Below are 22,988 nucleotides of genomic sequence, written 5' to 3'. Positions count from 1 at the left end.
GTGTCGTTCGCAGGTCTTTGGCCGGCCGGTTCGGCGTCGGATCTGGTGTTCGGCCAACCGCCTTCCGACTTCGGCCTTACCCCAGAAACGCCCTGACCAGTTCCTCCCATTCCGCGTCGAGCGACAGCGTCGAAGGCGTGGCGCCGGCGCGGCGATACCAGTATGCCGCGTTTGAGGGATCTCCCTCCTTGCGGTGAAGATAGGCATGCACACGCATTCCGGGCGCGTCGTCGCGCTCCTGCGCGCGCTCATGCGCCGTCTCCCAGTCGCCCTTGGCATCCCACCACAGCGCTTGCAGCGCAAAGCTCAGCCCGTCCGGCGGCTGCTGGCCGGCGATCGAATCCTTGAAGGCCTGAACATCCATCTTTTCGCACCTCTCGGTTGCGGAACGGCGATCATACGCGAAAATCGCCGCTTCAGTCGACGCGCAGGCGATAGCCGACGCCTGTCTCGGTGAGGATATAGTGCGGCTGGTCGGGCGTCGTCTCGATCTTCTGGCGCAACTGTCGCACATAGACCCGCAGGTACTGCACGTCGGTCGAGCCGCCCCAGACATGCTCCAGCAGGAAGCGGTGCGTCAGCACCTTTCCCGCGTGCTGCACGAGAATGCGAAGAATGTCGTATTCCTTCGGCGACAGCTTTATCTCATTGCCGCCGACCTTGACGATGCGCTTCACCAGGTCGACCGAGAGTTCCCCGGTCTGGAACACGGGACGCTCGCCCTGCTGCTGCAATCTGTGCCGCAGCGCAACGCGGATGCGCGCGATCAATTCGCGCATGCCGAAGGGCTTGGTCACATAGTCGTCCGCGCCGAGATCGAGCGCCCGCACGATGCCCGCCTCGTCGGTGCGGCTGGACAGGATGACGATCGGCACGTCGAACATCTCGGCGCGCCATTTTTCGAGCAGCGCGTGGCCCGGCATGTCGGGGAGGCCAAGGTCGAGCAGGATCAGGTCAGGCTTTTCGTCGCGGGCCAGCGCGATGGCGTCGCGCGCGTTGGCCGCCTCCAGCACCGTATAGTCTTCGGTGGCGAGCCCGACCCGCAGAAGTTTTCGGATCGGCGGCTCGTCATCGACGACAAGGATTTTCGCGGCTGTGCTGCTCATGTCTGCTCATCAATGTCGGGCGCTTCGCCGGGAACCGGCATGCGGATGGTGAATGCCGCCCCTGTCCGGTCGGACCTGTTGGCGGCGGAAATCGTGCCGCCCATCGCCTCGACGAAGCCGCGGCAGATCGCCAGTCCGAGCCCCGTGCCGGCCCGCACCTGATCGCCTTTTTGCACGCGGTAGAAGGTGTCGAACACCCGCTCCAGATCCTTGGGCGGGATACCCGGCCCCTCGTCCATGACGCGCAGGAAAACCGCGCCGTCATCCGCCCAGCCGTCTATGCCGATCGTGGTGTCGGCCGGCGCGTATTTCGCTGCATTGTCGAGAAGGTTGAACAGCACCTGCTCGAACAGCACGGGATCGAGCCGGAGCATCGGCAGGTCCGGCTGCAAATCGACCTCGACGCGGTGGCCGGCGGTGATCTTTGCGGCGCGGCGCAGTGCGCTGCCAACGATGTCGCCGACATAATGCAGCGCGGAGTTGGGCTCGATCGCCCCCGATTCGATCCGCGTCATGTCGAGTAAATTGGCGATGAAGCGGTTCAGCCGTTCCGATTCGTCGAGCACCGTTCCCAGCAGTTCCGCCCGGTCCGTTTCCGGCAGCGAGGACGACAGGTCGCGCAGCGTGCCGGCTGCGCCCATGATTCCCGCCAAGGGCGTCTTGAGGTCGTGCGAGATCGACGTCAGCAGCGCCGAGCGCAGGCGGTCGGCTTCGGCCGCCAGCCGCGCCCGGTCGACGTCGGCCACGAGCTGTATGCGCTCGATCGCCAGCGCCGCCTGGTCGGCCAGCGCATCGAACAGACGCTGCTGCTCGGGCGTCAGCAGCGGGCCCTGCTTGTCGTTGTCGAGACCGACGACGCCGACGGCCGTGCGACCGGTCTTCAGCGGCAGATAGAGGCGCTTCGCCCCGGGCAGCGTATCGGCACCCCGCCCTGCCGGCCGGTCGTGCTCCCACGCCCAGCGCGCCGCGGCGATGTCGGCGTCCACCAGCGTGTCGTCGGGCGGATAGCCGGCGCGTACCGCAATCGTGCCGTTCTCCGGCAAAAGCAGCACCACCCGCAGCTTGAGCATGGAGGCGATTTGGAACGCCGTCGCCCACAACACGTCGTCCAGCGTGCCGGTGCCGGCGAGCTTGCGGCTGAACTGATAAAGATCCTCGGTGGCGCGGGCCCGCTGCCGCGCCGCCGCCGCCTGCCGCTGCACGCGGGCAGTCAGGTTGCTCGCCGTCAACGCCACGATCAGGAAGAACACGAAGGCCAGCACGCTTTCGGGATCTCGGATGGTCAGCGTGTAGCGGGGCTCGAGAAAGAAGAAATTGAAAGCGACGGCGCTCGCCACGCTGGTGTAGATGGCAGGCCAGAGGCCGGCGGTCACGGCCGAGGTCAGCACGGCCATCAGGAACACCAGGGCGATGTTGCGCACGTCAAGAAACTGGTCGAGGGCGAAGCCGGCCGCCAGTGCACACACACCATAAAGCGTGCCTGCCGCATAGGGCCATGGCTGTAGCTGCGCCGGCTGCGCCGCCGTCTTCACGCCGCGAGCCGCCAGACCGGTATCCTGCTCGGTGCCGGTCGTCACATGCACGCTGAGATTGCCAGCGAGCCGGATCAGGTCGTGGGTGACCGATCCTTGGAAGAATTCGCGCCAGCGCGGCTTGTCCGGCTTGCCGATGACGATATGGGTGAAATTGTTGGCCGCGGCGTAGCGGACGATCTCCCCGGCAACGTCCTGGCCGGGAATGGTGACCGCCTCGCCGCCAAGCTGCTCGGCCAGCCGCAGCGTCGCCGCCAGCCGATCCTTGTCGGCTTCCGGCAGACCGATCGTGCGCGACGTTTCGACATGCAGCGCCGCCCAGGGCGCGCGCAGCCGGTCGGCCTGCCGGCGGGCATAACGCACCAGCGAGGCGCCGCGCGGCCGTTCGTCGACAGCAACCAGCACCCGGTCGCCGGCCGCCCACGGACCTGGAATGGCGTGGGCCTGCATGTGGCTGAGCAACTGCTCGTCGACCCGCTGGGCGGTGCGCCGCAGCGCCAATTCGCGCAGCGCCGTCAGGTTGCCCGGCGAAAAATAGTTCTCGATCGCATGCTTTGCGGTGGTCGGCAGATAGACCTTGCCTTCGTGCAGGCGCCTGATCAAGTCGCCGGGCGTGAGGTCGATGATCTCGACGTCGTCGGCCATGTCGATGATCGAATCCGGCACAGTCTCGCGCACACGGACGTGGGTGATCTGCGCCACCACGTCGTTCAGGCTCTCGACATGCTGGATGTTCAGCGTGGTGTAGACGTCGATGCCGCGTGACAGCAGTTCCTCGACGTCGAGATAACGCTTGGGATGGCGGCTGCCAGCCGCATTGGTATGTGCCAGTTCGTCGACCAGCACCAATGCCGGGCGGCGCGCCAACACGGCGTCGATGTCCATCTCGCCAAGCAGGTGGCCCTTGTGGTCGACCTCCTTGCGGGGGATGACCTCGAAACCCTCGACGAGCGCCGCGGTCTCCTTGCGGCCGTGCGTCTCGACGACGCCGATCACAACGTCGATGCCGTCCGCCTTGCGCGCCCGGCCCGACATCAGCATCTCGTAGGTCTTGCCGACGCCGGGCGCGGCGCCGAGAAAGATCTTCAGCCGTCCGCGCGCCTCGCGCTCGGCATTTTCGAGCAGCGCATCGGGTGAGGGTCTTGCCTCGTTGTCGCGGCTGTCGTCGGGCATCTATCCTTCTCAATCCGGAAGCGCCGAGGCCGACTCTCCGAGCGGCTTCGGCACCTTAATCTCACTGCGAGGCCGCGCCGTCGAGAGCGAGATTGAGCACCAGCACATTGACCGCGGGTTCGCCCATGAAGCCGAACTGCCGGTCTTCGAAATGGCTGTCGACGAGCGCCCTCACCGCAGCCTCGTCAATTCCTCGCGCCTTGGCCACGCGCGGCACCTGGAAATAGGCGGCTTCGGGGGAGATGTGCGGGTCGAGACCGCTGCCCGACGTGGTGACGAGATCCATCGGCACGGCCGCATTCGGGTTTTCCGCCTTCAGCACCTCCGCGTCCGTCTTGATGCGGTCGATCAGCTTGGCGCTGGACGGAGCGAGGTTGGAGCCGCTGGAGCTGGCGGCGTTGTAGCCGTCGCCGGCGGCCGACGGACGGCCGTGGAAATATTGATCGCCGGCAAAAGCCTGGCCGATCAGCTCCGAGCCGATCACCTTGCCGTTGCGCTCGATCAGGCTGCCATTGGCCTGGTGCGGGAAGATCGCCTGGGCGATGCCGGTCATGCCGAGAGGATAGATGAACCCGGTGATGACGGTGAGTGCGACGATCATGACGATCGCTGGTTTGAGTTGTTTCAACATGGAATTCTTCCTTTACGCCAGACCGAGGGCAGTGATGGCCAGATCGATGGCCTTGATGCCGACGAAGGGTACGATGATGCCGCCCAGGCCGTAGATGAGCAGATTGCGGGAAAGCAGTGCGCCGGCGCCGACCGCCTTGTATTTCACACCCCTCAGCGACAGTGGGATCAGTGCCACGATGATCAGCGCGTTGAAGATGATCGCCGAAAGGATGGCGCTTTGTGGCGTGGCAAGCCCCATGATGTTGAGCGCGCCGAGCTGCGGGTAGAAGGCCAGGAACATCGCCGGGATGATGGCGAAATATTTGGCGATGTCATTGGCGATCGAGAAGGTCGTCAGCGCGCCGCGCGTCATCAGGAGCTGCTTGCCGATCTCGACGATCTCGATGAGTTTTGTCGGATCGCTGTCGAGGTCGACCATGTTGCCGGCCTCGCGCGCTGCGACCGTGCCGGTGTTCATGGCGACGCCGACATCGGCCTGGGCGAGCGCCGGCGCGTCATTGGTGCCGTCGCCGCACATGGCGACCAGCTTGCCCTTGGCCTGCTCCTCGCGGATCAGCGACAGCTTGTTCTCGGGCGTCGCCTGGGCGAGGAAATCATCGACGCCGGCCTCGGCGGCGATTGCCGCAGCGGTCATCGGGTTGTCGCCGGTGATCATCACCGTGCGGATGCCCATGCGCCGCAGTTCGGCGAAACGCTCGCGGATACCGCCCTTGACGATGTCCTTGAGATGGACGACGCCGAGCAGCCGCCCGTCGCGCACCACCGCCAGCGGCGTGCCGCCGGCCTTGGCGATCTCGTCAGCGATGGCCTGCAATTCGCGGACCGTCTCGCCGCTGCCGCGGGCGCCGGTCTGGTCGACATATCTCAGCACCGCGTCAACCGCGCCCTTGCGGATGGCCGAACCGTCGAAGTCGACGCCGCTCATCCGGCTCTGCGCCGTGAACGGCACGAAGCTGGCGTGCAGGCTCTGCATGTCGCGGGCGCGGATGCCGTATTTTTCCTTGGCCAGCACGACGATGGAACGGCCTTCCGGCGTCTCGTCGGCCAGCGAGGCGAGTTGCGCGGCGTCGGCCAGCTCCTGCTCGCTGACACCTTTCACCGGGCGCAGCTCGGTCGCCTGGCGATTGCCGAGGGTGATCGTCCCGGTCTTGTCGAGTAGCAGCGTATCGACGTCGCCGGCCGCCTCGACGGCGCGACCGGACATGGCCAGCACGTTGAAGCGCACCAGCCGATCCATGCCGGCGATGCCGATGGCCGACAGCAGCGCGCCGATGGTGGTCGGGATCAGCGTCACGAACAGCGCCACCAGCACGATGACGGGGATGTAGCCGCCGGCGTAGGAGGCGAAGCTCGGGATGGTCACGACCGCGAAGGTGAAGATCAGCGTCATGCCCGCCAGCAGGATGTTGAGCGCGATCTCGTTGGGCGTCTTCTGGCGCTCTGCGCCCTCGACAAGCGCGATCATGCGGTCGATGAAGGTCGACCCGGCCGCCGCCGTGATGCGCACGCGGATCCAGTCGGAGAGCACCTGGGTGCCGCCCGTGACCGCCGAGCGGTCGCCGCCGGATTCCCGGATCACCGGAGCAGATTCGCCGGTGATTGCGGCTTCGTTGACCGAGGCCACACCCTCGACCACCTCGCCGTCGGACGGGATGATGTCGCCGGCCTCGACCAGGACGAGATCGCCGACCTTGAGACTGGTGCCTGGAACCATCTTGTAATCGGTGCCGCCATTGGCCAGCAGTTTGGCCTGCGTCTCGGTGCGCGTGCGACGCAGCGATTCCGCCTGCGCCTTGCCGCGGCCTTCGGCGACAGCTTCGGCGAAATTGGCGAACAGCACCGTGAACCAGAGCCACAGCACGATCTGGAACGAGAAGCCGACGTTGCCCGCACCTGTGGCCAGGTCCTTTACGAGCAGGATGGTGGTCAGCGCGGCGACTACGGCGACGACGAACATCACCGGGTTCTTCGCAAGGCTGCGCGGATCGAGCTTGCGGAATGCGCCGCCGAGGGCGGGAACGAGGATGCGGGCATCCATGATGCTCGCGGATTTGGGTTGGGTCATTTTGAAGCTCCGGCTTCGATTCTTGTGTGCGTGTCCGGCCAGCCGAGAATGTGCGGCAGCCCGCCGGCCAGCAGCCACAGCGCGATCAGCGCGGCCGCCATCAGCAGGAAGGTGGATGCCGTCGGGAAGGTCGGCGGCGTCCCGTCTCCCTCATCGGGAGGAGGTCGCCGCCGGCCGCGGAACGGGGCTGGGAGCCGGGTCATTGTCGTCGTCTCAGAAGGTCTGTCCCAGGCTCGTCGCCAGGTGCTCGACGATCGGGCCGAGCGCGAGCGCCGGGAAGAACTCCAGGCCGCCCATGATCAGCACCACGCCGATCAGCAGCCCGATGAAGAGCGGACCCGTGGTCGGGAAGGTGCCGGCCGATTCGGGCGCCGCCTTCTTGGTGACCAGCGAGCCGGCCATCGCCATCACCGGCACGATCATCGCGAAGCGGCCGATCAGCATCGCGAGACCGAGCGTGATGTTGTACCAGGCCGTGTTGCCGGTGAGGCCGCCAAAGGCCGAACCATTGTTGGCCGTCGCGGAAACATAGGCATAGAGCGCTTCCGAGAAGCCATGCGGACCAGGGTTGCCCATGGACGCGACCCCGGTTTCGAGGATCACGGCAACCGCGGTGAAGCCGAGCATGGAGAGCGGCAGGATGAGGAGGGCAAGCATCGCCATCTTGACCTCCTTCGCCTCGATCTTCTTGCCGAGATATTCCGGCGTGCGGCCGACCATCAGGCCGGCGATGAAGATCGAGACCACGACGAACACCAGCATGCCGTAGAGGCCGGCGCCGACGCCGCCGATCACGACCTCGCCGAGCATCATGTTGATCAGCGGGATCATCCCGCCCGGGGCCATGAAGCTGCCATGCATGGCGTTGACCGCGCCGCAGGAGGCCGCGGTGGTGATCACGGCGAACAAGGAAGAAAGGGCGATTCCGAAGCGGGTCTCCTTGCCTTCCATGTTGCCGCCCTCGATGCCGAGCGCATGGACCAGCGGATTGCCGGCGGCTTCTGCCCAGTAGCAGACTGCGACACCGGCGATGAACAGGATGCCCATGGCGGCGAAGATCGCCCAGCCCTGGCGCTGGTTGCCGACCATGCGGCCGAAGACGTTGGTGAGCGCCGCGCCGATGGCGAAGATCGAGACCATGTGGATGAGGTTGGTCAGCGCCGTCGGGCTCTCGAAGGGATGAGAAGCATTGGCGTTGAAGAAGCCGCCGCCATTGGTGCCGAGATGCTTGATCATCATCTGCGAGGCGACAGGCCCCTGCGCGATGGTCTGCTGGGCGCCTTCGAGCGTGGTCGCCACGGTATAGGGGTTGAGGTTCTGCGGAACGCCCTGCCAGACAAGGACGAGCGTGCCGACGACGCAGATCGGCAACAGCACGTAGAGGGTGGCGCGGGTGAGATCGACCCAGAAATTGCCGAGGGAACGCATCGACTTGCGCGAGAAGGCGCGGATCAGGGCGACGGCGATGGCGATGCCGGCAGCAGCGGAGACGAAGTTCTGCACGGTCAGACCTGCCATCTGCGTCAGGTAGGACATGGTGCCTTCGCCGCCGTAGTTCTGCCAGTTCGTGTTGGTTACGAAACTGACAGCGGTGTTGAACGCCAGTTCCGGCGGGACCGCAGGCATTTCCGCCGGATTGAAAGGCAGCACAGCCTGGAACCGCTGCATGAAGTAGAGCAGCACGACGCTAGCTATACTGAAAAACAACAGCGCGGCGGTGTAGGTCGTCCAGTGCTGTTCTTCCTGCTCGCCGGTGCCGGCGATGCGGTAGAGGCCGCGCTCCAGCGGGCCGAGGACCGGCGAGAGCAAGGTGCGCTCGCCCGAGAACACGCGGGTCATGTAGCCGCCGAGCGGTCTTACGAGAACAAGGATGAGCCCGCAGAAAAGCAGGATCTGGATCCATCCGTTTAGGGTCATGGAAGTGGCTTTCCGGCTGGCGGTCAGAACCGTTCGGGGCGAACGAGTGCGTAGATGAGGTAGGCGAGCAAGAACAAGGTCACCGCTCCGCCAATAAGGTATTCGAACAGCATTTTCGTGGTCCTTGGACTACAGACGGTCGCAAGCGGTGATGTAGGCAAGACATATTCCAAAGAATGCCAGGGCAATGACAACCAAGGCGATGTCCATTTTGACGACTCCACATCTTCTCGGAGCCAGCTATCGCGTCCGCTACTTCAGCTTTTCAAGCCGACGTATTCAAGAAGCACGCGCATGGCACCAAAACACCGTCGCCGCACGGTGCATGCGGTGACGGTTCTGTTGAATTTCACGGAGGAAATATGCGCGCTCGAGCCGTTAAGGTTCGAGACAGACGAGGCGGGAAAGATATAAAAATCCTATAAAGATTCTTCGCTGCGGATTTCTCGAGAAGTCCGGAATATCGAACCTTTTCAATATATTGCGGTTTCGACCTGGCCGAAACCGCGCAACGGGCTTCACGCGGGCCCTAAGAATTCGGGCTGGTTATCGATTTTCGGCCCATCCGCGATGCGGATCGAGGCCAAAATCATTCATCGAGCTGCCGTTCGCGACCGGTCGCCGAAAGCATCTCGACCAGTCATCCGGAGCCGCCCAAAGAGCGGCTCCGGATTTCACGCAGTCGACCTCACCGTTACGCCTTGGCAGGAGTGCCCGCCGCCGCCGGCTCGCCGCCCTGGGCGTGGCGGCGCTTCCACCAATCGCCGAGCAGGAGCAGGATCGGCGCGGCGATGAAGATCGACGAGGTGGTTGCGACCACCACGCCGAACACCATCGGCAGGGCGAAATTCTCCACCGCGCTGCCGCCCCAGATGGCCATGGGCAGCATCGACAGAAGGATCGCCACCGAGGTGTAGATGCAGCGGGCAAACACCTGGTTGATGCTCATGTCGATCAGCTCGCGCAGCGGCATCTTCTTGTAGAGCCGCAAATTCTCGCGCATGCGGTCGTAGACCACCACCTTGTCGTTCACCGAGTAGCCGATGATGGTCAGCAACGCGGCGATCGCCGTCAGGTTGAAGTCGAGCCCCGTCAGCGCGAAGAAGCCGATGGTCTTGGTGGTGTCGAGCACCAGCGTTGCTATAGCGCCGATGGCGAAATTCCACTCGAACCGCCACCAGATGTAAAGCAGCATGGCCGCCGCCGCGAGGACCACGGCAAGAACGCCAGACTGCGCCAGCTCGCCGCTGACCTTCGGACCGACCACCTCCGTGCGCTCAAACTTCACGCCCGGATCGAGCTTCTGCACAGCGCCCTGAACCGCGGCGACCGCCGATCGCTGCGCCTCCTCGCCGCCGTCCTGGCGCTGGATGCGGATCAGCACATGCTGGTCGTCGCCGATGTTCTGCAACGCGACCTCGCCTAGGTTCAACCCCGAAAGCGTGCCGCGCAGGGTGGCGAGGTCGGTCGGCTGCGAGGTGGCGATCTCCGCCTGGATGCCGCCCATGAAGTCGATGCCGTAGTTCAGCCCCGGCTTGAAGAACAGGCCGATGGATGCCAGCGACAGCAGCGCCGAGAAGGCGATGCCGAGGAAGCGGGCGTTCATGAAGCGGAACGACGTCTTTTCCGGGAAGAAGCGGACGAGCGGCTCGACCCGAATGGTCTTCAGCTTCCTGCGCCGCACGATCTCGGTCATAAGCACGCGAACGATGGCCACCGCCGTGAACATCGACAGCACCGTGCCGATCGCCATGGTGAGCGCGAAGCCGCGCACCGGGCCGGAGCCGAACATGAAGAGCAGGCTGGTGGCGATCAGCGAGGTGACGTTGGCGTCGACGATGGTCGAGTAGGCTCGCTTGAAACCGTTGTCGAGCGCCGCGAAGGCGCTCATGCCCTTTTTGGTTTCCTCCCTTATTCGCTCGTTGATCAGGATGTTGGCGTCGACGCCGAAACCGATGCCGAGGATGATGCCGGCGATGCCCGGCAAGGTCAGCGTGCCGCCGATCAGCGTCAGCGCGCTGAAGGTGAGGATCAGATGCAGCAGCAGCGCGAAATTGGCGATCATGCCCCACGCGCCGTAGAGCGCCACCATGAACACCACTACCGCGAGGAAGCCGGCAATGCCGGTATAGATGCCCATCTTGATCACGTCGCCGCCGAGGTCCGGACCGACCGTGCGCTCCTCGATGACGGTGAGCGGCGCCGGCAGCGCACCGGCGCGCAACAGCGCCGACAGCACGACGGTTTCCTCGACCTTGAAGCTGCCACTGATCTGGCCGGTTCCGCCGGTGATCGGCTCGCGGATGACCGGCGCTGACAGCACCTTGCCGTCGAGCACGATGGCGAACGGGCGACCGACATTGGCGCTGGTGATCTCGGCGAACTGGCGCGCGCCAAGACTGTCGAAGCGGAACGAGACGATCGGCTCGTTCGAGCGCTGGTCGAAACCGGCGCGGGCGTCGATCAGCCGCGCGCCGTCGAGCGCCACACGGTCCTCGACCGGATAGGTCTCGCCGGTCTTGGAATCGGGAAGCAGCGACACTCCGGGAGGCGGCGGCGCGCCCTGCGGCACGTCGGCGACCATCTGGAAAGTCATCTTGGCAGTGCTGCCGACAAGCTTGATAAGTTCTTTGGGATCCTGCAGGCCGGGCAGTTGCACCAGCATGCGGTCGGCGCCGACGCGCTGGATGGTCGGCTCGGCGACGCCGACCTGGTCGACGCGCTGGCGCACGATCTCGAGGCTCTGCTGGAGCGCCGAGTCGAGGCGGGCGTTCATGCCGGCTTCCGACGGCGTCAGGCGAATCTGGTCGTCGCTGGCGACGACGTCGATGTCGGCGCGTGCCGCTCCGAAGGCGACGCCGCCCACCGGGGCGGACAGTTCCTTCAGCACGTCGAGCGCCTTGGCGCGCTGCGTTTCGTCGGGAACGACGGCGACGATTGCGTCGCCGGACACCCGCACCGACTGCGTCTGGATGCGTTCCTTGCGCAGCGCGTCGCGCGCCTGGTCGAGCAGCGCCCTGAGCCAGTCCTTGCGGATGGTTTTGGAATCCACCTCCAGCACCAGATGCGAGCCGCCGCGCAAATCGAGGCCGAGCGTGACCTGCTTGTGGGGAAGCCAGCCTGGCAGGGCCGCGAGCTGCTGTGGCGAAAAGAGGTTCGGCAGGGCGACAAGGATGCCGGCCAGCACGATGATGGCATAGGTCGCCACCAACCAACGAGAGGTTCTCATGAATCTGATACCGTGACAGGCAATCGCCGGCGCGGTCTAGGGTCTGTCGATATTCAGGCCAAGGCGGTCTGCAAATAGTGGCTTTCTGCGCTTCCGGTACTCACGTACCGGAACGTACGCTCCGTTCGTCGCTGCGCGACCCCGAAATCCACCATTTCGACTGCCCTGACCCGAATCTCGACAGACCCTGGCGCACGGACGAATGCGGTTTCATCGGCGCGGTCCGACAAGACCGCGCTGTTCGGATGGGATCAGATCAGGGCCGGCGGCGCGCGGGCGGAGTAGCCGTGCGGCGGCGCCGAATGCCGAAGCGCGGCGGCGGTGGCCGAGGACGCGTTGTCCGCAACCGTCTCCGGAAGAGCGGAAGCCGTCGGCGGCGGGAGGGCCTTGGCATTGCCATTGCCCTGCGGCGTGGCAGGGTCGAGTTCGCGGTTGTCGAAGGAGACGGATTGCCGCAAATGCCCGGCGGGTGCCGAGCGCGGGTCGCGCGCATCCATGCCGCCGGTCGCGGTCCGCGATTGCGACGCGGCCGAGGTCGCCTCGGCGGCGAGCGGTCCATAGGCCCCTGCGACGGCCGCCGCCAGATACAGGAACAGCGCCGACAGGAAGCCTGTCGCCTTCGTTCCGTATAGCCTGGCCCGGTTCATGCCGCCTTTTTTGTCCTCACGACCGCAGAAAATATGTGTTGATCACCAATCGCCCGCCACCGCAAGGGCGGAGATGATTTAACGCAGTTTCGCCCCCTCACCCGGCCTCCGCTTCGCTCGGCCACCCTCTCCCCGCTGAGGAGAGGAGGTTCGTCGCCCTTGGCGCCAGCCTCTCAACGGCGATGGGTGAAGCGACAACGCTGACGACCTCCTCTCCCCAGCGGGGAGAGGGTGGCCGAGCGAAGCGGAGGCCGGGTGAGGGGGCGAAGGCGATGCACGAACCTAATCAGCCGAGCCGGTGTGGTTGCACACCCGCTACACCCTGATCAATGCCGCGAAGCACGCCGCGAGCGCGAGGGCCTGTCGAAAACCGGGCCGAGGCTGACGATGGCGTCGTCGGGCGCGCAGGACACGGCGCCGGGAACGCGGTCGCTTTCGACCATGGCGAAATGCACGGCCGCGTCACGGTCGGCGAACAGGCCGCCGACGAGGCCCTTGCGGTCGCGCACCACCCAGCAGCCCTGCGCGTCCCTGCCGACGAGGAAACGGCTGGATCGCGAAGGAGGCTCGGATTTGCGGATGATTGCTCTTTCCATGACTGAATTCCTTTCGAGTCCGATGCGGCGCGCTCAGGCGGTCGCCCAGACGATCAGGGCCGCCAGCGTCATGGCACCGGCCACAACAAGTCCGAGGCGGAAAAACATCGCCAGTTCGTTGGGATAGGCGGCCGAACGCGGGTCGCGCCGATCCGCCCCAGGCGGGGTTGCGGCGGGTGTTGCCTGCCGCGCCTGTCGCGCGAGGTGATAGACGCCTAGCCGGGAATACATCGTCGTTGCTCCATGTCTGTCTGCGCATGCCGGCCCGCCAGTTCCGGCGGGCGGTTCGATCGATGCGAGCGATGCACAGGCATGAAGTTAGAAAAGGCGGCGTATATTTTCGATCTGTCGCAACCGCCTCTGGAATAGCTTTTCCGTATATTTTTGATATAGGATATATATCATGTTCGAATGACTCGGATTACAAAATATACTCGTGATGTCGCAGCGCGAATTACTTACTGTGACCCACGACAACCCGGCAGCCATGCGAGCCAAGCGAGGAAGAGACAGCCGGCGTCACGCGGCATGCACCCGCAGCGGCGAAAACGCCGCCAGAGCGCGCAGCGCCTCGTCGATCGAGGCCGCCGTTTCCGGCAGGACCGGCACCAGCGGCAGGCGAACCTCCGGCCGGATCCAGCCGAGCAGGTGGAGTGCATGCTTCACCGGCACCGGGTTGGATTCGAGTTCCAGCGCAGCAACCAGCGGGCGAAGTTTTTTGTGGATCGCCCTCGCCGCATGCACGTCGCCGCGCGCACAGGCGTCGTGCATGTCGACGCAAAGGCGCGGCGCGACATTGGACACCACGGAGATCGTGCCGCGCCCACCCATCGTATTGAAGCCGAAGGCGGTCGCATCGTGGCCCGAGAGCTGAACAAAACGCTCGCCAAGCTGATGGCTTACCGCCATCGGGCGGGTGAGGTCGCCGGTCGCGTCCTTGATGCCGACGATCGCCGGTATCGAGGCCAGGCGCTCCAGCGTCGCCGGCGTCAGGTCGACGCCGGTGCGCGACGGCACGTTGTAGACGACGATCGGCAGGTCGACCTGCCGGGCGACCGCCTGGAAATGCCGGAAAATGCCTTCCTGAGTCGGGCGGCTGTAGTAGGGCGTAACGATCAGCGCCGCGTCGGCGCCGAAGGCCCGCGCCGCCGACGTCAGCGCGATGGTGGAACGGGTGTCGTTGGTGCCGGTCCCGGCGAGGACCGGGATGCGACCGGCGACGGCATCGACACAGACCCGCATGACGGCGACGCGCTCGTCGAAGGACAGGGTTGGCGCTTCGCCCGTGGTGCCGCACGGAACGAGGGCGGCGATGCCCTCTTCGACCTGCCACTCGACCAGCGCCCGCAGCGCTGGCCGGTCGACGCTCCCGTCGCGGAACGGTGTGACCAGCGCGGTCATGGCGCCGCCCAGGCGGCTTCGCAAATCGTCGGGGTTCATCAGGTTCGAAGCTCCGGTTGATGCGGGCGCGCGACCCGGCGCCGCCGGACGGCTGCGCAGGACCGGATGAAGGCGGCGAGCAGGGCCGCGGCAAGGTCGGCATGCGTCGCGGAGAAGCGGGCGCCCGTTGCGCGGTCGACCGTGCAGGTCCATCGGCCGGCGGAAAACCGCATGCCGCGCACCGATCGCCCCGGCGTCGCCGTGCCGATCAGGGCAAGCACGGCCTCGACCAATGCGCCGGCCTCAGTGAGGGCCGCCAAGCGGGCGCGGCCACGGCCCGGCGCGGCGTCTCCGACGGCCGGCGCGAGGGTCCGCGCGGCCTCCCAGAAAAGATGCTCGCGCAACGCGCGGCAGGCGGCGACGCGGCCGCTCAGGTCGGCGGCGGAAGCCACGGCTATTGCAGATGCCGCCAGACGCCGGCCAGCACCGGCAGCACCGCAACGGCGGTCGCCGCCGCCAGCAGGAGCGACAGGACGGCAACCTCCAGCAGCGCTTCCTTCAGCCGGCCGGAAAGCCGCACTCGCGCGGACGGGCCACCATGGATGGTCGAAGGGGTGGAAAGCGGGGACATGAAAGACACCTCAGCAAGGCGTGAACACCGCAGGGATCTGCGCTTGAGCAGCCGGCGGCTTTGCGCCGACATGGCCGAAACCTCACGCCGGATGGATGCCGAACTAATGCCGTCCGGCATAGGAATTCGAGGCGAGGCGGCCGGCGGGCGCATAAAGAACGCATGTGGCCGGACCTGACAGGCGTAGCGATTGTAGTCATTCCGTCGCGAAAAGGGCTTGAAACTTGCCCGCGACATTGCCAGATCAGGAGCGCGGACCGGGCCCCTCTGGCTGTCGCGATTGCGGCGGCGATGTCGGACCGTATTCTTGGGGCCTGCTTTGCAACGATCGGGGCGGGCGCCGAAGCAAACGGAGTGCCGCATGTCGACCCAAATCCTTGGCCTTGTCTGTCCCTCCTGCCGCGTCGCGCTTGTCATGAGCGAACGCCAGGGCATCGAGATCGACTATTGCCCGCAGTGCCGGGGCGTATGGCTCGACCGCGGCGAACTCGACAAGATCATCGAGCGCAGCGGTCGTGAGGCGGCCGCCGCCGCTCCGCCACCGCCGCAGCAGGCCGCGCAGCAGCCCTATCGCGGGCAGGAGCGCGACCATCGCGACCGCGACTATGACGACGGGCGCTCGCACGGACAGTACCGCAAGCGGAAAAAATCGTTCTTCGAGGAACTGTTCGACTGATCGGCAAGGTCATCAGACGGCCGCACCGGAACTCCATCGAACGGTTTCGGATGTCGCCGGCGGCACGTCATCACGGCGACGCGGATAGCGGCGCCTGACGAAAATGAATTTGGAGGAAATGAAATGTTGAATTCGAAGGCCGGCCGGGGCTTTGCCTTGATGGCCGCGCTGTTCATGGCGTTCTCGTTGTTCAGCGTCGACTATGCCGAGGCCCGCCGCGGCGGCAGTTTCGGCAGCCGGGGCACGCGCACCTTCCAGTCGGCGCCGCCGACCCGCACGGCCCCGCAGCCGACCGCGCCGGTGGAGCGCTCGATGACGCCAAACACCGGCACCAACCAGGCGACGCGCCAGCCGCAGGCCACACAGGCGCAGCGGCCGGGCGGCTTCATGAATGGGCTTGGCGGATCGCTGATGCGCGGCCTGCTGATCGGCGGCCTCATCGGCCTGCTGCTCGGCCAGGGTTTTGGCGGGCTCGCCGGCATATTCGGCTTCCTGATCCAGGCGCTGCTGATCGTCGGCGCGATCATGCTGGTGATGCGTTTCCTGCGCTCCAACCGCCGTCAGGAGCCGGCCATGGCGGGCGCCAATGCCGGCTTAGGCCGCAGCGAAGCAGGCCAGGATGACGGGCGCCAGAAGGCCGGTTCGTTCCAGATCCCGCGCATCGGCGGCGGTCTCGGCGGCGGCGCGCCCGCTGTGGAGGAGGAAGAGATCGAGCTGTCGCAGGACGACCTCGACACCTTCCAGCAGCGGCTGACCGAGGTGCAGGAAGCGTTCGGGCGCGAGGACCACACGGCGTTGCGCCGGCTGGTGACGCCCGAGATGGTTTCCTACCTCTCGGAGGAACTGGCCGACAACGCCAAGAACGGTGTGCGCAACGACGTGTCGGACGTGCATCTGGTGCAGGCCGACATCGCCGAGGCCTGGCGCGAGGGAGACCGCGACTATGCGACCGCGGCGCTGCGCTACGAATCGGTCGACGTGATGCGTGATCGGGCGACCGGCGAGGTGGTGGACGGCGACCCCGAGCAGGCCACCGAGACGACAGAGCTGTGGACCTTCACCCGCCGCCGCGGCACCGACTGGCAGCTTTCGGCGATCCAGGAAGTGCAGGGCTGAGCATCGGGGGCCGGAAAGCGGGAAAAGCCCCTCACTTGCGATTTCTAACACTTAACCTCGCGTCCTCCTCGCCCTTCGGGCTCGGCGCTCGGTTAAGATGTTGAAATCGCTTTCTCTCCCGCACGGGGAGAGATAGAAGCGCTGCCGCGATCTCCTCGCCAATCTTCGAAGTTGGCTATCGGCAGAAACGACGAAGCGCGTTATCTCCCCCCTTGCGGGGGAGAATGGATTTTCACGATCTTAGCGGAGCGCCGAAGCCCGAAGGGCGAGGAACAAGCGACGCTAAGTCGTGGAAAATCCAAGAGAGGGGCAATACAAGGAGCCTAAACCCGCTCACGGGACGAAGGCCACGGGAAGCAATTGATGAACCCACACCTCAGGACGCCCGCCGGAAAACCGCGCGCGCGGTCATTCGGCATCCCCTTCGGCGGCGAACCCGGTCCGTGGAACGCCATCACCGACGTGCCGGGCGTCTCGGTGGGTTTTGTGACGCTGGTCTCCGGCGACGGGCCGCTGAAAATTGGCCACGGGCCTGTCCGCACCGGCGTCACCGCCATCCTGCCGCGGCCGGTGAAAGACCTCGCGACGCCGGTGTTTTCCGGCATTTTCAGCGCCAACGGCAATGGCGAGCTGACCGGTTCGCATCTCATCGAAGAAATCGGCGCGTTCAATTTCCCAATCACCATCACCAACACGCATTCCTGCGGCGTCACCCGCGACGGCACGCTGCGCTGGTTGTCCAGGGCGTTGCCGGAGGCGATCGAGAGCGCCTGGGGCCTGCCCGTTGCGGCCGAAACCTATGACGGCTTTCTGAACGACATCAACGGCCATCATGTGACCTTCGAACATGTGGCGCAGGCGCTGGACGCAGCCGCCTCCGGCCCGGTCGAGGAAGGCAGCATCGGCGGCGGTACCGGCATGATCACCTTCGGCTTCAAGGCGGGCTCCGGTACCTCGTCGCGGGTGGTGGATTGGCAGGGCCAAAAATTCACGGTCGGCGTGTTCGTGCAGTCGAATTTCGGCAAGCGCCGCAATCTCACGATCCGGGGACGGCGAGCCGGCGACGAACTCGCCGAGCCGAAGATCGTCGAGGGCACGCCGCGCGCCGAAAAGGGCTCGATCATCGCCATCGTGGCGACGGACGCGCCGTTTCTGCCGCATCAGTTGAAGCGGCTGGCGCGTCGCGTGCCGCTCGGCGTCGCGATGACCGGCGGGCTGGGCTACCACAGTTCCGGCGACATATTTCTCGCCTTCTCTACCGCCAATCCGGAAGCGGCGGCCGCGCCGTCTGGAAAGTTGGCGCGGGCCGATTATGTGCCGGACGTCGACATCGATCCGTTCTTCGACGCGGTCGTGCAGGCGACCGAGGAAGCGATCCTCAACAGCATGGTCGCCAATGAGGACATGACCGGCCGCGACGGCAATTTTGTCCCGGCCCTGCCGAAGGCCTGGCTGGCGCGCAATTTTCCGACCGCGGGATAGGCGGCAATCAGGGCCAATCGGCTCTACCCCACCACCCGGACGACCAGCTTGCCGAAATTCTTGCCCTCGAGCAGGCCGATGAAGGATTCGGGCGCATTCTCCAGCCCGTCGACGATATCCTCGCGGTAACGCACGAGGCCCGTCGCGATCCAATCGGCCATCTCCTTGTGGAAGGCCGGCCGCTGGTCGGCGAATTCGCGCTGGATGAAGCCGCGGATCGTCAGGCTGCGGGTGAGCACTGCGCGCATGACGACAGGAAGCCGGTCGGCGCCGGCATGGTCGGTCTTGTTGTATTGCGCGATCAGGCCGCAGACGGGCACGCGCGCGAACTCGTTGAGCAGCGGAAACACCGCATCCCACACCGGGCCGCCGACATTCTCGAAATAGACATCGATGCCGTCGGGGCAGACCGCCTTCAACTGCTCCGGAAAATCCGGCGCGCGGTGGTCGACAACGGCGTCGAAGCCAAGCTCATCGCGCACGAAGCGGCATTTTTCAGCGCCGCCGGCGATGCCGACGGCCCGCGCGCCCTTGATGCGGGCGATCTGGCCGACCGCCGAGCCAACCGCGCCGCTCGCCGCCGCGACCACCACGGTCTCGCCGGGCTTCGGCCGGCCGATGGTCAGCAGGCCGGCATAGGCGGTGAAGCCCGGCATGCCCAGCACGCCGAGTGCGGTCGAGACCGGCGCGGCCTTGGGATCGAGCTTGCGCAGGCCCGCCCCGTCGGAGAGCGCAAAACCCTGCCAGCCGGAATGGGAAAGCACGATGTCGCCTTCGGAAAAATCCGGATTCCGCGATTTTTCGACACGCGCCACCGTCCCGCCTTCCATCACCTGACCGACCTCGACCGGCTTTGCGTAGGATTTGGCAGCATCCATACGGCCGCGCATGTAGGGATCGAGCGACAGGTAGAGGATTTTCAGCAGCACCTGCCCCTCGGCGGGCTCGGGCACGGCCGTCCGCTCGAGGCGGAAGTCGGCGGGTGTGGGACGGCCGTGCGGCCGCGCCGCCAGCACGATGCGAAGATTGGCTTCGGCGGTCATTGGCTTTTTTCTCCGCTGGAAATTCAAGCCGATACGGCGGTGCTGTCGACGAGCAGCGCCTCAATCGACGGATGTCCCCGCAGCGTATTGCTGACGGTGCAGATCTCGTCCTCGGCAGCCTCGGCGATCTGCTTCTTGACGGCAGGGTCGATGTCGCCGCCGATCTCGATCTCGACGTGGAAGGTCTCGACCCGCGACAATCCTTCCGCCGCCTTGCGGCCGGTGACTTTTGCTTCCACGTCCCCCAGTTTCTCCAGCACGCCGAGCTTCGCTGCGGCGGCTCGCGCGCTGATGACCAGGCAGCCGGCCAGCGCGCCGTAAAGCAGGTCGACCGGACTGAAGCCGGGCGTGCTGACATGCGACGACAGCGTTACCTCGCCGCCGGTCGCCGAGGTCACGACCGGGCTTTGGCGGGGTCGCAGCACGGCACTCGCGCCGGTGGGGCGGATCAGGGATTTGGCTTCGGCGGACATCGCGGCTCCTGTATGCTGACGGTCAGACCAAAGCCGACCCACAACGGTTGCGGATAACTTAGCCTATCGCGCGGTCGTCGCCATCGGAGGGTTTTGCTGCCGGCGTGATAAAATGGAAAATCCGTTCTCCATGCGGCGTGTCGGCGCCGTCACTTACCGCAGCAGAAAACCCTTGCCGAGTTCGTCGCCATCCTCGTGGGTAAACGTCGAACGTCCCGAATAATGCGCCCGGCCGCCGACCGCGACCTGCAACGCGTTGAAGCGGCCGCAAGGTTCTGCTCGCAGGGCTTTTCCGGAAAACACCGCGCCGGTGATGCTTTCGAATTGCCTCGCCTGGCTGACGGCGACCTGGCCTTTGGCAACCTGCACGGCGATGCGCGCCGAGACGCCGCTGCCGGTCGGGCTGCGGTCGACCTCGCGCTCGGCAAAGACGCAGACATTGCGGGTGAGTTCATCCGAAAAGGCGTCGCGCCCGTCGGTCAGGATCGTGCCGTAGAGAAAGGCGAGGTCGGGGTCGTCCGGATGCTCGAGCGGGATCGCGGCAGCCGTCGCCTTGGTGATGCGGTCCGCCGCCTCGACCAGTGCGGCCACGGGCGAGGAGCGCACATCGAGGCCGACTGCGGACGCTGGAATGATGGCGTAAAATGCGCCGCCGTAGCCGATGTCGAGCGTCAGCTTTCCAAGACCGGGCACGTCGACCTTCTCGTCCAGCGCGAAGGCAAAGGACGGCACGCTCTCGAACGAGACCGCGCCGGTGACGAAGTTTTCGCCCCGCTTCGCCACCTCGACCCGTGCCCGCACCAGCCCGCAGGGGCACTGGATGGCGACCTCTGTGAAGGGCGCCTTCGCCGGCACGATGCCGGTGTCGACGGCATAGCGGCCGAGTGCGATCACCGCATGGCCGCACATGGTCGAATAACCTTCATTGTGGATGAACAGCACCGCCATGTCGGCGCCCGGCAGATCCGGCTCGACCGGGATGACGCCATACATGTCGTAGTGGCCGCGCGGCTCGAAGATCAGCAGTTTTCTGAGATGGTCGAGGTTTTCGCGGGCGAATCGCCGCTTTTCCAGGATCGTCGCGCCGGGGATCGGCGGATAACCGCGCGTGACGATGCGCACCGGCTCGCCGCCGGTGTGCATCTCGACCGTTTCGATTGCCGATATTGGTTGGCTCACGGCATCCCTCCCAAAACCGTCAATATCGCCGAGCGGCCGGTCACCTACGACTTCAGCACGTCCGCCCATTCCGGATGACGCCGGAACTGGGCATTGGCGAAGGGGCAGAGCGGGATGATCTTCTTGCCGGCGGCGCGGGCATCCTCGACGGCACGCGTCACCAGCTTGAGCCCGACGCCCTGGCCGCGAAACGTATCCGGCACCTCTGTGTGGTCGATGATGATCATGTGCTCGCCCGCCTTGGAGAAGGTCATCTCCGCCACGGCGCCGGCATTTTTGAACAGGTAGCGGCCCTTCGAGCCGGTGTCCTCGAGTTCGATGGCGGCGTCAGACATGGCTCGATTCTCCTTGCTTCAGTTCGGCAAGGAAGCGCCTTGCCGCCTCGATCTCGGCCGGGCGCACCTCGTGTCCGCCCTCGTGCCATTCCAGTGTTACATCCCCGCCCTGTGCACGCAAATGGGCGGCGAGGCGGTTGGTCAGTTCCGGCGGACAGATCGGGTCGCGGCGGCCCGCGGTGATCAGGATGCGCCGGCCGGAAAGGCCGCTCGCGATCTTCGGTTCGAACGGGATCAGCGGGTGCATCAGCACTACAGCATCGAACAGGTCCGGCCGGTCGAAGACGACGGAGGCCAGGATGTTGGCGCCGTTGGAATAGCCGATGCCGGCGACGGCCGAAGGTTTTTCCGCCTTGACATGAGCCGAGACGAAACCCGCCATCTTCTGCGTCGCGCGCAAAAGGTCGTCCATGTCGTAGACGCCCTCCCCCGTGCGGCGAAAGAAGCGCGCAGCGCCATGTTCCGAAACATCGCCGCGCGGCGAGACAACGCTCGCCTCGGGCAGCAGGTCGCGGCCCAGCGACAGAAGCTGGCTCTCGTCACCGCCGGTGCCGTGGAAGGCCAGGAGCAGTGGCCCGCCCGGTTTCCCGGGCAGGCGCTTGTAGGTGTAGGAATCGATTGCCATGACGGATCTCCTCAGGCGCCGAGCGGCTGCAGGTGCTTTTCCAGATACGGCCGCAGATGCGCGTGCTGCGTCGGCAGCTTCAGCGCCTCGCCAAGATGCGCCGTGTCCTCGTCGCGGTCGAAGCCGGGCTCGTTGGTGGCGACCTCGAACAGCACGCCGCCGGGCGTGCGGAAATAGATCGCCCAGAAATAGTCGCGGTCGATGACCGGCGTGACGTGGTAGCCGGTGTCGATCAGCGCCTTGCGGACTTCCAGTTGCTTGGCCCGGTTCTCCACCGCGAAGGCGATATGGTGGACCGAGCCCGCGCCGAGGTCGGCGAAGGACGCGCCGGGCACCGTCTCGATGTCGATGGTCTCGGCGCCGTTGCCGCCAGGGATCGCCAGGCGCTTGACGTTGCCGGAGGTGTCGACGTTCTGGTAACCCATGAACTTCAGCAGTTCCTCGGTGGCGCCGCCGTCGCGCAGCCTGAGCGAGGCCGAATGGAAGCCGCGGATCGCCTCGTCGGTCGGAACGCCGCCTTCCGCCCACGGCGCGCGATCGTCATCGGCGACCTCGACGAGCGCGAAACTGTCGGCGTCCGGGCCGTCGAAATGCAGGCGGTCCTGGCCGAAGCTCTTCTCGCGGGAGATATTGGCGACGCCCTGGTCGGAGAGACGCTTTTCCCAGTAGCCGAGCGTGCCCTTCGGCACGGCGAAGACGGTGGTGCCCACCTCGCCGACGCCGGGCCGGCCCTTGCCGATGTTGGGGAACGGGAAATAGGTCATCACCGAACCCGGCGTGCCTTTCTCGTCGCCGTAATAGAGGTGGTAGACATCCGGCGCGTCGAAATTCACGGTTTTCTTGACCCGGCGCAAGCCTAGCTTGTGAGTGAAGAACTGGTTGTTTTCGCGCGCGTCCCTGGCCATGGAGGTGACGTGGTGCAGGCCCTTGATCTGGTCGAGCATGTCTTTGCCCTTTCTTCGGTCTTGCGGCCCATGCCGCTTGGATGACCCCTATGTCGGGCAAAACCGGCTGGGCGGAAAGACGCCGAACGCAGAATGGATTGTTCACGATCCAGAGACGATCGAGGAAAATCGTTCACGAAATTGGAGAGGCTGAATCGACGTGCCGATGGACACGCAAAAGAACCCGCGCCGTTTCCGGCGCGGGG

24 protein-coding genes are annotated in these 22,988 nt (G+C 65.7%); 3 read left to right on the top strand and 21 right to left on the bottom strand.

Annotated elements, in window-relative coordinates; genetic code table 11:
- Positions 1-76 precede the first annotated feature (76 nt).
- From RB623_RS06100 to RB623_RS06030, 15 genes are all read right to left on the bottom strand, one after another.
- Positions 77-364 (bottom strand): hypothetical protein, encoded by a 288-nt coding sequence (locus RB623_RS06100; RefSeq protein ID WP_308055885.1) that lies wholly within the window; start codon positions 362-364, stop codon positions 77-79.
- Positions 365-416: 52 nt separating this feature from the next.
- A complete protein-coding gene (locus RB623_RS06095; RefSeq protein WP_308055884.1) occupies positions 417-1,106 on the bottom strand; it encodes a response regulator transcription factor in 690 nt (229 codons plus the stop codon).
- Positions 1,103-3,811 (bottom strand): sensor histidine kinase KdpD, encoded by a 2,709-nt coding sequence (locus tag RB623_RS06090; protein ID WP_308055883.1) that lies wholly within the window; start codon positions 3,809-3,811, stop codon positions 1,103-1,105. Before RB623_RS06090 ends, RB623_RS06095 begins: the two co-directional genes overlap by 4 nt.
- A 61-nt stretch (positions 3,812-3,872) precedes the next feature.
- Positions 3,873-4,442: a potassium-transporting ATPase subunit KdpC gene (gene kdpC, locus RB623_RS06085; RefSeq protein ID WP_308055882.1), complete on the bottom strand. Its 570-nt coding sequence runs from the start codon at positions 4,440-4,442 to the stop codon at positions 3,873-3,875.
- 12 nt (positions 4,443-4,454) lie between these two features.
- The gene (kdpB, locus tag RB623_RS06080) at positions 4,455-6,509 is read right to left on the bottom strand and encodes a potassium-transporting ATPase subunit KdpB (protein WP_308055881.1); all 2,055 of its coding nucleotides are present in this window, start codon (positions 6,507-6,509) and stop codon (positions 4,455-4,457) included.
- The gene (locus RB623_RS06075; RefSeq protein ID WP_308055880.1) at positions 6,506-6,712 is read right to left on the bottom strand and encodes a hypothetical protein; all 207 of its coding nucleotides are present in this window, start codon (positions 6,710-6,712) and stop codon (positions 6,506-6,508) included. Before RB623_RS06075 ends, kdpB begins: the two co-directional genes overlap by 4 nt.
- Positions 6,713-6,722: 10 nt before the next feature.
- Complete coding sequence (gene kdpA, locus RB623_RS06070; protein ID WP_308055879.1) at positions 6,723-8,426, bottom strand: potassium-transporting ATPase subunit KdpA; 1,704 nt, start codon at positions 8,424-8,426, stop codon at positions 6,723-6,725.
- Positions 8,427-8,449: 23 nt separating this feature from the next.
- Complete coding sequence (gene kdpF, locus RB623_RS06065) at positions 8,450-8,539, bottom strand: K(+)-transporting ATPase subunit F (RefSeq protein ID WP_308055878.1); 90 nt, start codon at positions 8,537-8,539, stop codon at positions 8,450-8,452.
- A 581-nt stretch (positions 8,540-9,120) separates the two neighbouring features.
- Entirely contained in the window at positions 9,121-11,655 is a 2,535-nt protein-coding gene (gene secD, locus RB623_RS06060; RefSeq protein ID WP_308055877.1) for a protein translocase subunit SecD, read from the bottom strand.
- 251 nt (positions 11,656-11,906) lie between these two features.
- Positions 11,907-12,302: a hypothetical protein gene (locus RB623_RS06055; RefSeq protein ID WP_308055876.1), complete on the bottom strand. Its 396-nt coding sequence runs from the start codon at positions 12,300-12,302 to the stop codon at positions 11,907-11,909.
- Positions 12,303-12,628: 326 nt separating this feature from the next.
- A complete protein-coding gene (locus tag RB623_RS06050; RefSeq protein WP_308055875.1) occupies positions 12,629-12,898 on the bottom strand; it encodes a hypothetical protein in 270 nt (89 codons plus the stop codon).
- A 33-nt stretch (positions 12,899-12,931) separates the two neighbouring features.
- On the bottom strand, positions 12,932-13,129 hold the full coding sequence (locus RB623_RS06045; protein WP_308055874.1) for a hypothetical protein: 198 nt from the start codon (positions 13,127-13,129) through the stop codon (positions 12,932-12,934).
- Positions 13,130-13,417: 288 nt separating this feature from the next.
- A complete protein-coding gene (gene dapA, locus RB623_RS06040; RefSeq protein ID WP_308055873.1) occupies positions 13,418-14,338 on the bottom strand; it encodes a 4-hydroxy-tetrahydrodipicolinate synthase in 921 nt (306 codons plus the stop codon).
- Positions 14,338-14,730, bottom strand: a complete 393-nt coding sequence (locus tag RB623_RS06035; RefSeq protein ID WP_308055872.1) for a hypothetical protein — start codon at positions 14,728-14,730, stop codon at positions 14,338-14,340. Before RB623_RS06035 ends, dapA begins: the two co-directional genes overlap by 1 nt.
- Positions 14,731-14,732: 2 nt before the next feature.
- Entirely contained in the window at positions 14,733-14,909 is a 177-nt protein-coding gene (locus RB623_RS06030) for a hypothetical protein (RefSeq protein ID WP_308055871.1), read from the bottom strand.
- A gap of 361 nt (positions 14,910-15,270) precedes the next feature.
- Here RB623_RS06030 and RB623_RS06025 point away from each other — a divergent pair, with 361 nt between their 5' ends.
- From RB623_RS06025 to RB623_RS06015, 3 genes are all read left to right on the top strand, one after another.
- Entirely contained in the window at positions 15,271-15,585 is a 315-nt protein-coding gene (locus RB623_RS06025; RefSeq protein ID WP_308055870.1) for a zf-TFIIB domain-containing protein, read from the top strand.
- A gap of 123 nt (positions 15,586-15,708) precedes the next feature.
- Entirely contained in the window at positions 15,709-16,701 is a 993-nt protein-coding gene (locus tag RB623_RS06020; protein WP_308055869.1) for a Tim44 domain-containing protein, read from the top strand.
- A gap of 363 nt (positions 16,702-17,064) precedes the next feature.
- Positions 17,065-18,183 carry a P1 family peptidase gene (locus RB623_RS06015; RefSeq protein ID WP_308055868.1) on the top strand — a complete coding sequence of 373 codons (1,119 nt, stop codon included), beginning with the start codon at positions 17,065-17,067 and terminating at the stop codon, positions 18,181-18,183.
- Positions 18,184-18,206: 23 nt separating this feature from the next.
- Here the strand turns inward: RB623_RS06015 and RB623_RS06010 are convergent, their stop codons facing one another.
- The 6 genes from RB623_RS06010 to RB623_RS05985 form a co-directional block, all read right to left on the bottom strand.
- Complete coding sequence (locus RB623_RS06010; RefSeq protein WP_308055867.1) at positions 18,207-19,226, bottom strand: NADP-dependent oxidoreductase; 1,020 nt, start codon at positions 19,224-19,226, stop codon at positions 18,207-18,209.
- Between the two features lie 23 nt (positions 19,227-19,249).
- Positions 19,250-19,699: an OsmC family protein gene (locus tag RB623_RS06005; RefSeq protein ID WP_308055866.1), complete on the bottom strand. Its 450-nt coding sequence runs from the start codon at positions 19,697-19,699 to the stop codon at positions 19,250-19,252.
- Positions 19,700-19,852: 153 nt separating this feature from the next.
- The gene (locus RB623_RS06000; protein WP_308056195.1) at positions 19,853-20,842 is read right to left on the bottom strand and encodes a proline racemase family protein; all 990 of its coding nucleotides are present in this window, start codon (positions 20,840-20,842) and stop codon (positions 19,853-19,855) included.
- An 80-nt stretch (positions 20,843-20,922) separates the two neighbouring features.
- A complete protein-coding gene (locus RB623_RS05995) occupies positions 20,923-21,213 on the bottom strand; it encodes a GNAT family N-acetyltransferase (protein WP_308055865.1) in 291 nt (96 codons plus the stop codon).
- Positions 21,206-21,838, bottom strand: coding sequence for an alpha/beta hydrolase (locus RB623_RS05990; RefSeq protein WP_308055864.1), 633 nt, complete (start codon positions 21,836-21,838; stop codon positions 21,206-21,208). Before RB623_RS05990 ends, RB623_RS05995 begins: the two co-directional genes overlap by 8 nt.
- A gap of 11 nt (positions 21,839-21,849) precedes the next feature.
- Positions 21,850-22,782: a VOC family protein gene (locus RB623_RS05985; RefSeq protein WP_308055863.1), complete on the bottom strand. Its 933-nt coding sequence runs from the start codon at positions 22,780-22,782 to the stop codon at positions 21,850-21,852.
- Positions 22,783-22,988 lie beyond the last annotated feature (206 nt).

This window comes from Mesorhizobium sp. LHD-90 (genome assembly GCF_030929505.1).
In the GTDB taxonomy this organism is placed as follows: Bacteria; Pseudomonadota; Alphaproteobacteria; order Rhizobiales; family Rhizobiaceae; genus Kumtagia.
Note: the sequence above shows the minus strand (reverse complement) of the source record. Positions and strands in the feature narration are given on the sequence as shown.

What these genes read in the sequence shown, in the direction of transcription:
- RB623_RS06095 (WP_308055884.1), bottom strand. Translation starts at nt 1,106, where the DNA reads ATGAGCAGCACAGCCGCGAAAATCCTTGTCGTCGATGACGAGCCGCCG.
- RB623_RS06015 (WP_308055868.1), top strand. Translation starts at nt 17,065, where the DNA reads ATGAACCCACACCTCAGGACGCCCGCCGGAAAACCGCGCGCGCGGTCA.
- kdpF (WP_308055878.1), bottom strand. Translation starts at nt 8,539, where the DNA reads ATGCTGTTCGAATACCTTATTGGCGGAGCGGTGACCTTGTTCTTGCTC.
- RB623_RS06020 (WP_308055869.1), top strand. Translation starts at nt 15,709, where the DNA reads ATGTTGAATTCGAAGGCCGGCCGGGGCTTTGCCTTGATGGCCGCGCTG.
- kdpA (WP_308055879.1), bottom strand. Translation starts at nt 8,426, where the DNA reads ATGACCCTAAACGGATGGATCCAGATCCTGCTTTTCTGCGGGCTCATC.
- RB623_RS06100 (WP_308055885.1), bottom strand. Translation starts at nt 364, where the DNA reads ATGGATGTTCAGGCCTTCAAGGATTCGATCGCCGGCCAGCAGCCGCCG.
- secD (WP_308055877.1), bottom strand. Translation starts at nt 11,655, where the DNA reads ATGAGAACCTCTCGTTGGTTGGTGGCGACCTATGCCATCATCGTGCTG.
- RB623_RS06055 (WP_308055876.1), bottom strand. Translation starts at nt 12,302, where the DNA reads ATGAACCGGGCCAGGCTATACGGAACGAAGGCGACAGGCTTCCTGTCG.
- kdpC (WP_308055882.1), bottom strand. Translation starts at nt 4,442, where the DNA reads ATGTTGAAACAACTCAAACCAGCGATCGTCATGATCGTCGCACTCACC.
- RB623_RS06090 (WP_308055883.1), bottom strand. Translation starts at nt 3,811, where the DNA reads ATGCCCGACGACAGCCGCGACAACGAGGCAAGACCCTCACCCGATGCG.
- RB623_RS06030 (WP_308055871.1), bottom strand. Translation starts at nt 14,909, where the DNA reads ATGTCCCCGCTTTCCACCCCTTCGACCATCCATGGTGGCCCGTCCGCG.
- RB623_RS06025 (WP_308055870.1), top strand. Translation starts at nt 15,271, where the DNA reads ATGTCGACCCAAATCCTTGGCCTTGTCTGTCCCTCCTGCCGCGTCGCG.
- RB623_RS05995 (WP_308055865.1), bottom strand. Translation starts at nt 21,213, where the DNA reads ATGTCTGACGCCGCCATCGAACTCGAGGACACCGGCTCGAAGGGCCGC.
- RB623_RS06045 (WP_308055874.1), bottom strand. Translation starts at nt 13,129, where the DNA reads ATGTATTCCCGGCTAGGCGTCTATCACCTCGCGCGACAGGCGCGGCAG.
- RB623_RS06050 (WP_308055875.1), bottom strand. Translation starts at nt 12,898, where the DNA reads ATGGAAAGAGCAATCATCCGCAAATCCGAGCCTCCTTCGCGATCCAGC.
- RB623_RS05985 (WP_308055863.1), bottom strand. Translation starts at nt 22,782, where the DNA reads ATGCTCGACCAGATCAAGGGCCTGCACCACGTCACCTCCATGGCCAGG.
- RB623_RS06005 (WP_308055866.1), bottom strand. Translation starts at nt 19,699, where the DNA reads ATGTCCGCCGAAGCCAAATCCCTGATCCGCCCCACCGGCGCGAGTGCC.
- RB623_RS06010 (WP_308055867.1), bottom strand. Translation starts at nt 19,226, where the DNA reads ATGACCGCCGAAGCCAATCTTCGCATCGTGCTGGCGGCGCGGCCGCAC.
- kdpB (WP_308055881.1), bottom strand. Translation starts at nt 6,509, where the DNA reads ATGACCCAACCCAAATCCGCGAGCATCATGGATGCCCGCATCCTCGTT.
- dapA (WP_308055873.1), bottom strand. Translation starts at nt 14,338, where the DNA reads ATGAACCCCGACGATTTGCGAAGCCGCCTGGGCGGCGCCATGACCGCG.
- RB623_RS06000 (WP_308056195.1), bottom strand. Translation starts at nt 20,842, where the DNA reads ATGCACACCGGCGGCGAGCCGGTGCGCATCGTCACGCGCGGTTATCCG.
- RB623_RS05990 (WP_308055864.1), bottom strand. Translation starts at nt 21,838, where the DNA reads ATGGCAATCGATTCCTACACCTACAAGCGCCTGCCCGGGAAACCGGGC.
- RB623_RS06075 (WP_308055880.1), bottom strand. Translation starts at nt 6,712, where the DNA reads ATGACCCGGCTCCCAGCCCCGTTCCGCGGCCGGCGGCGACCTCCTCCC.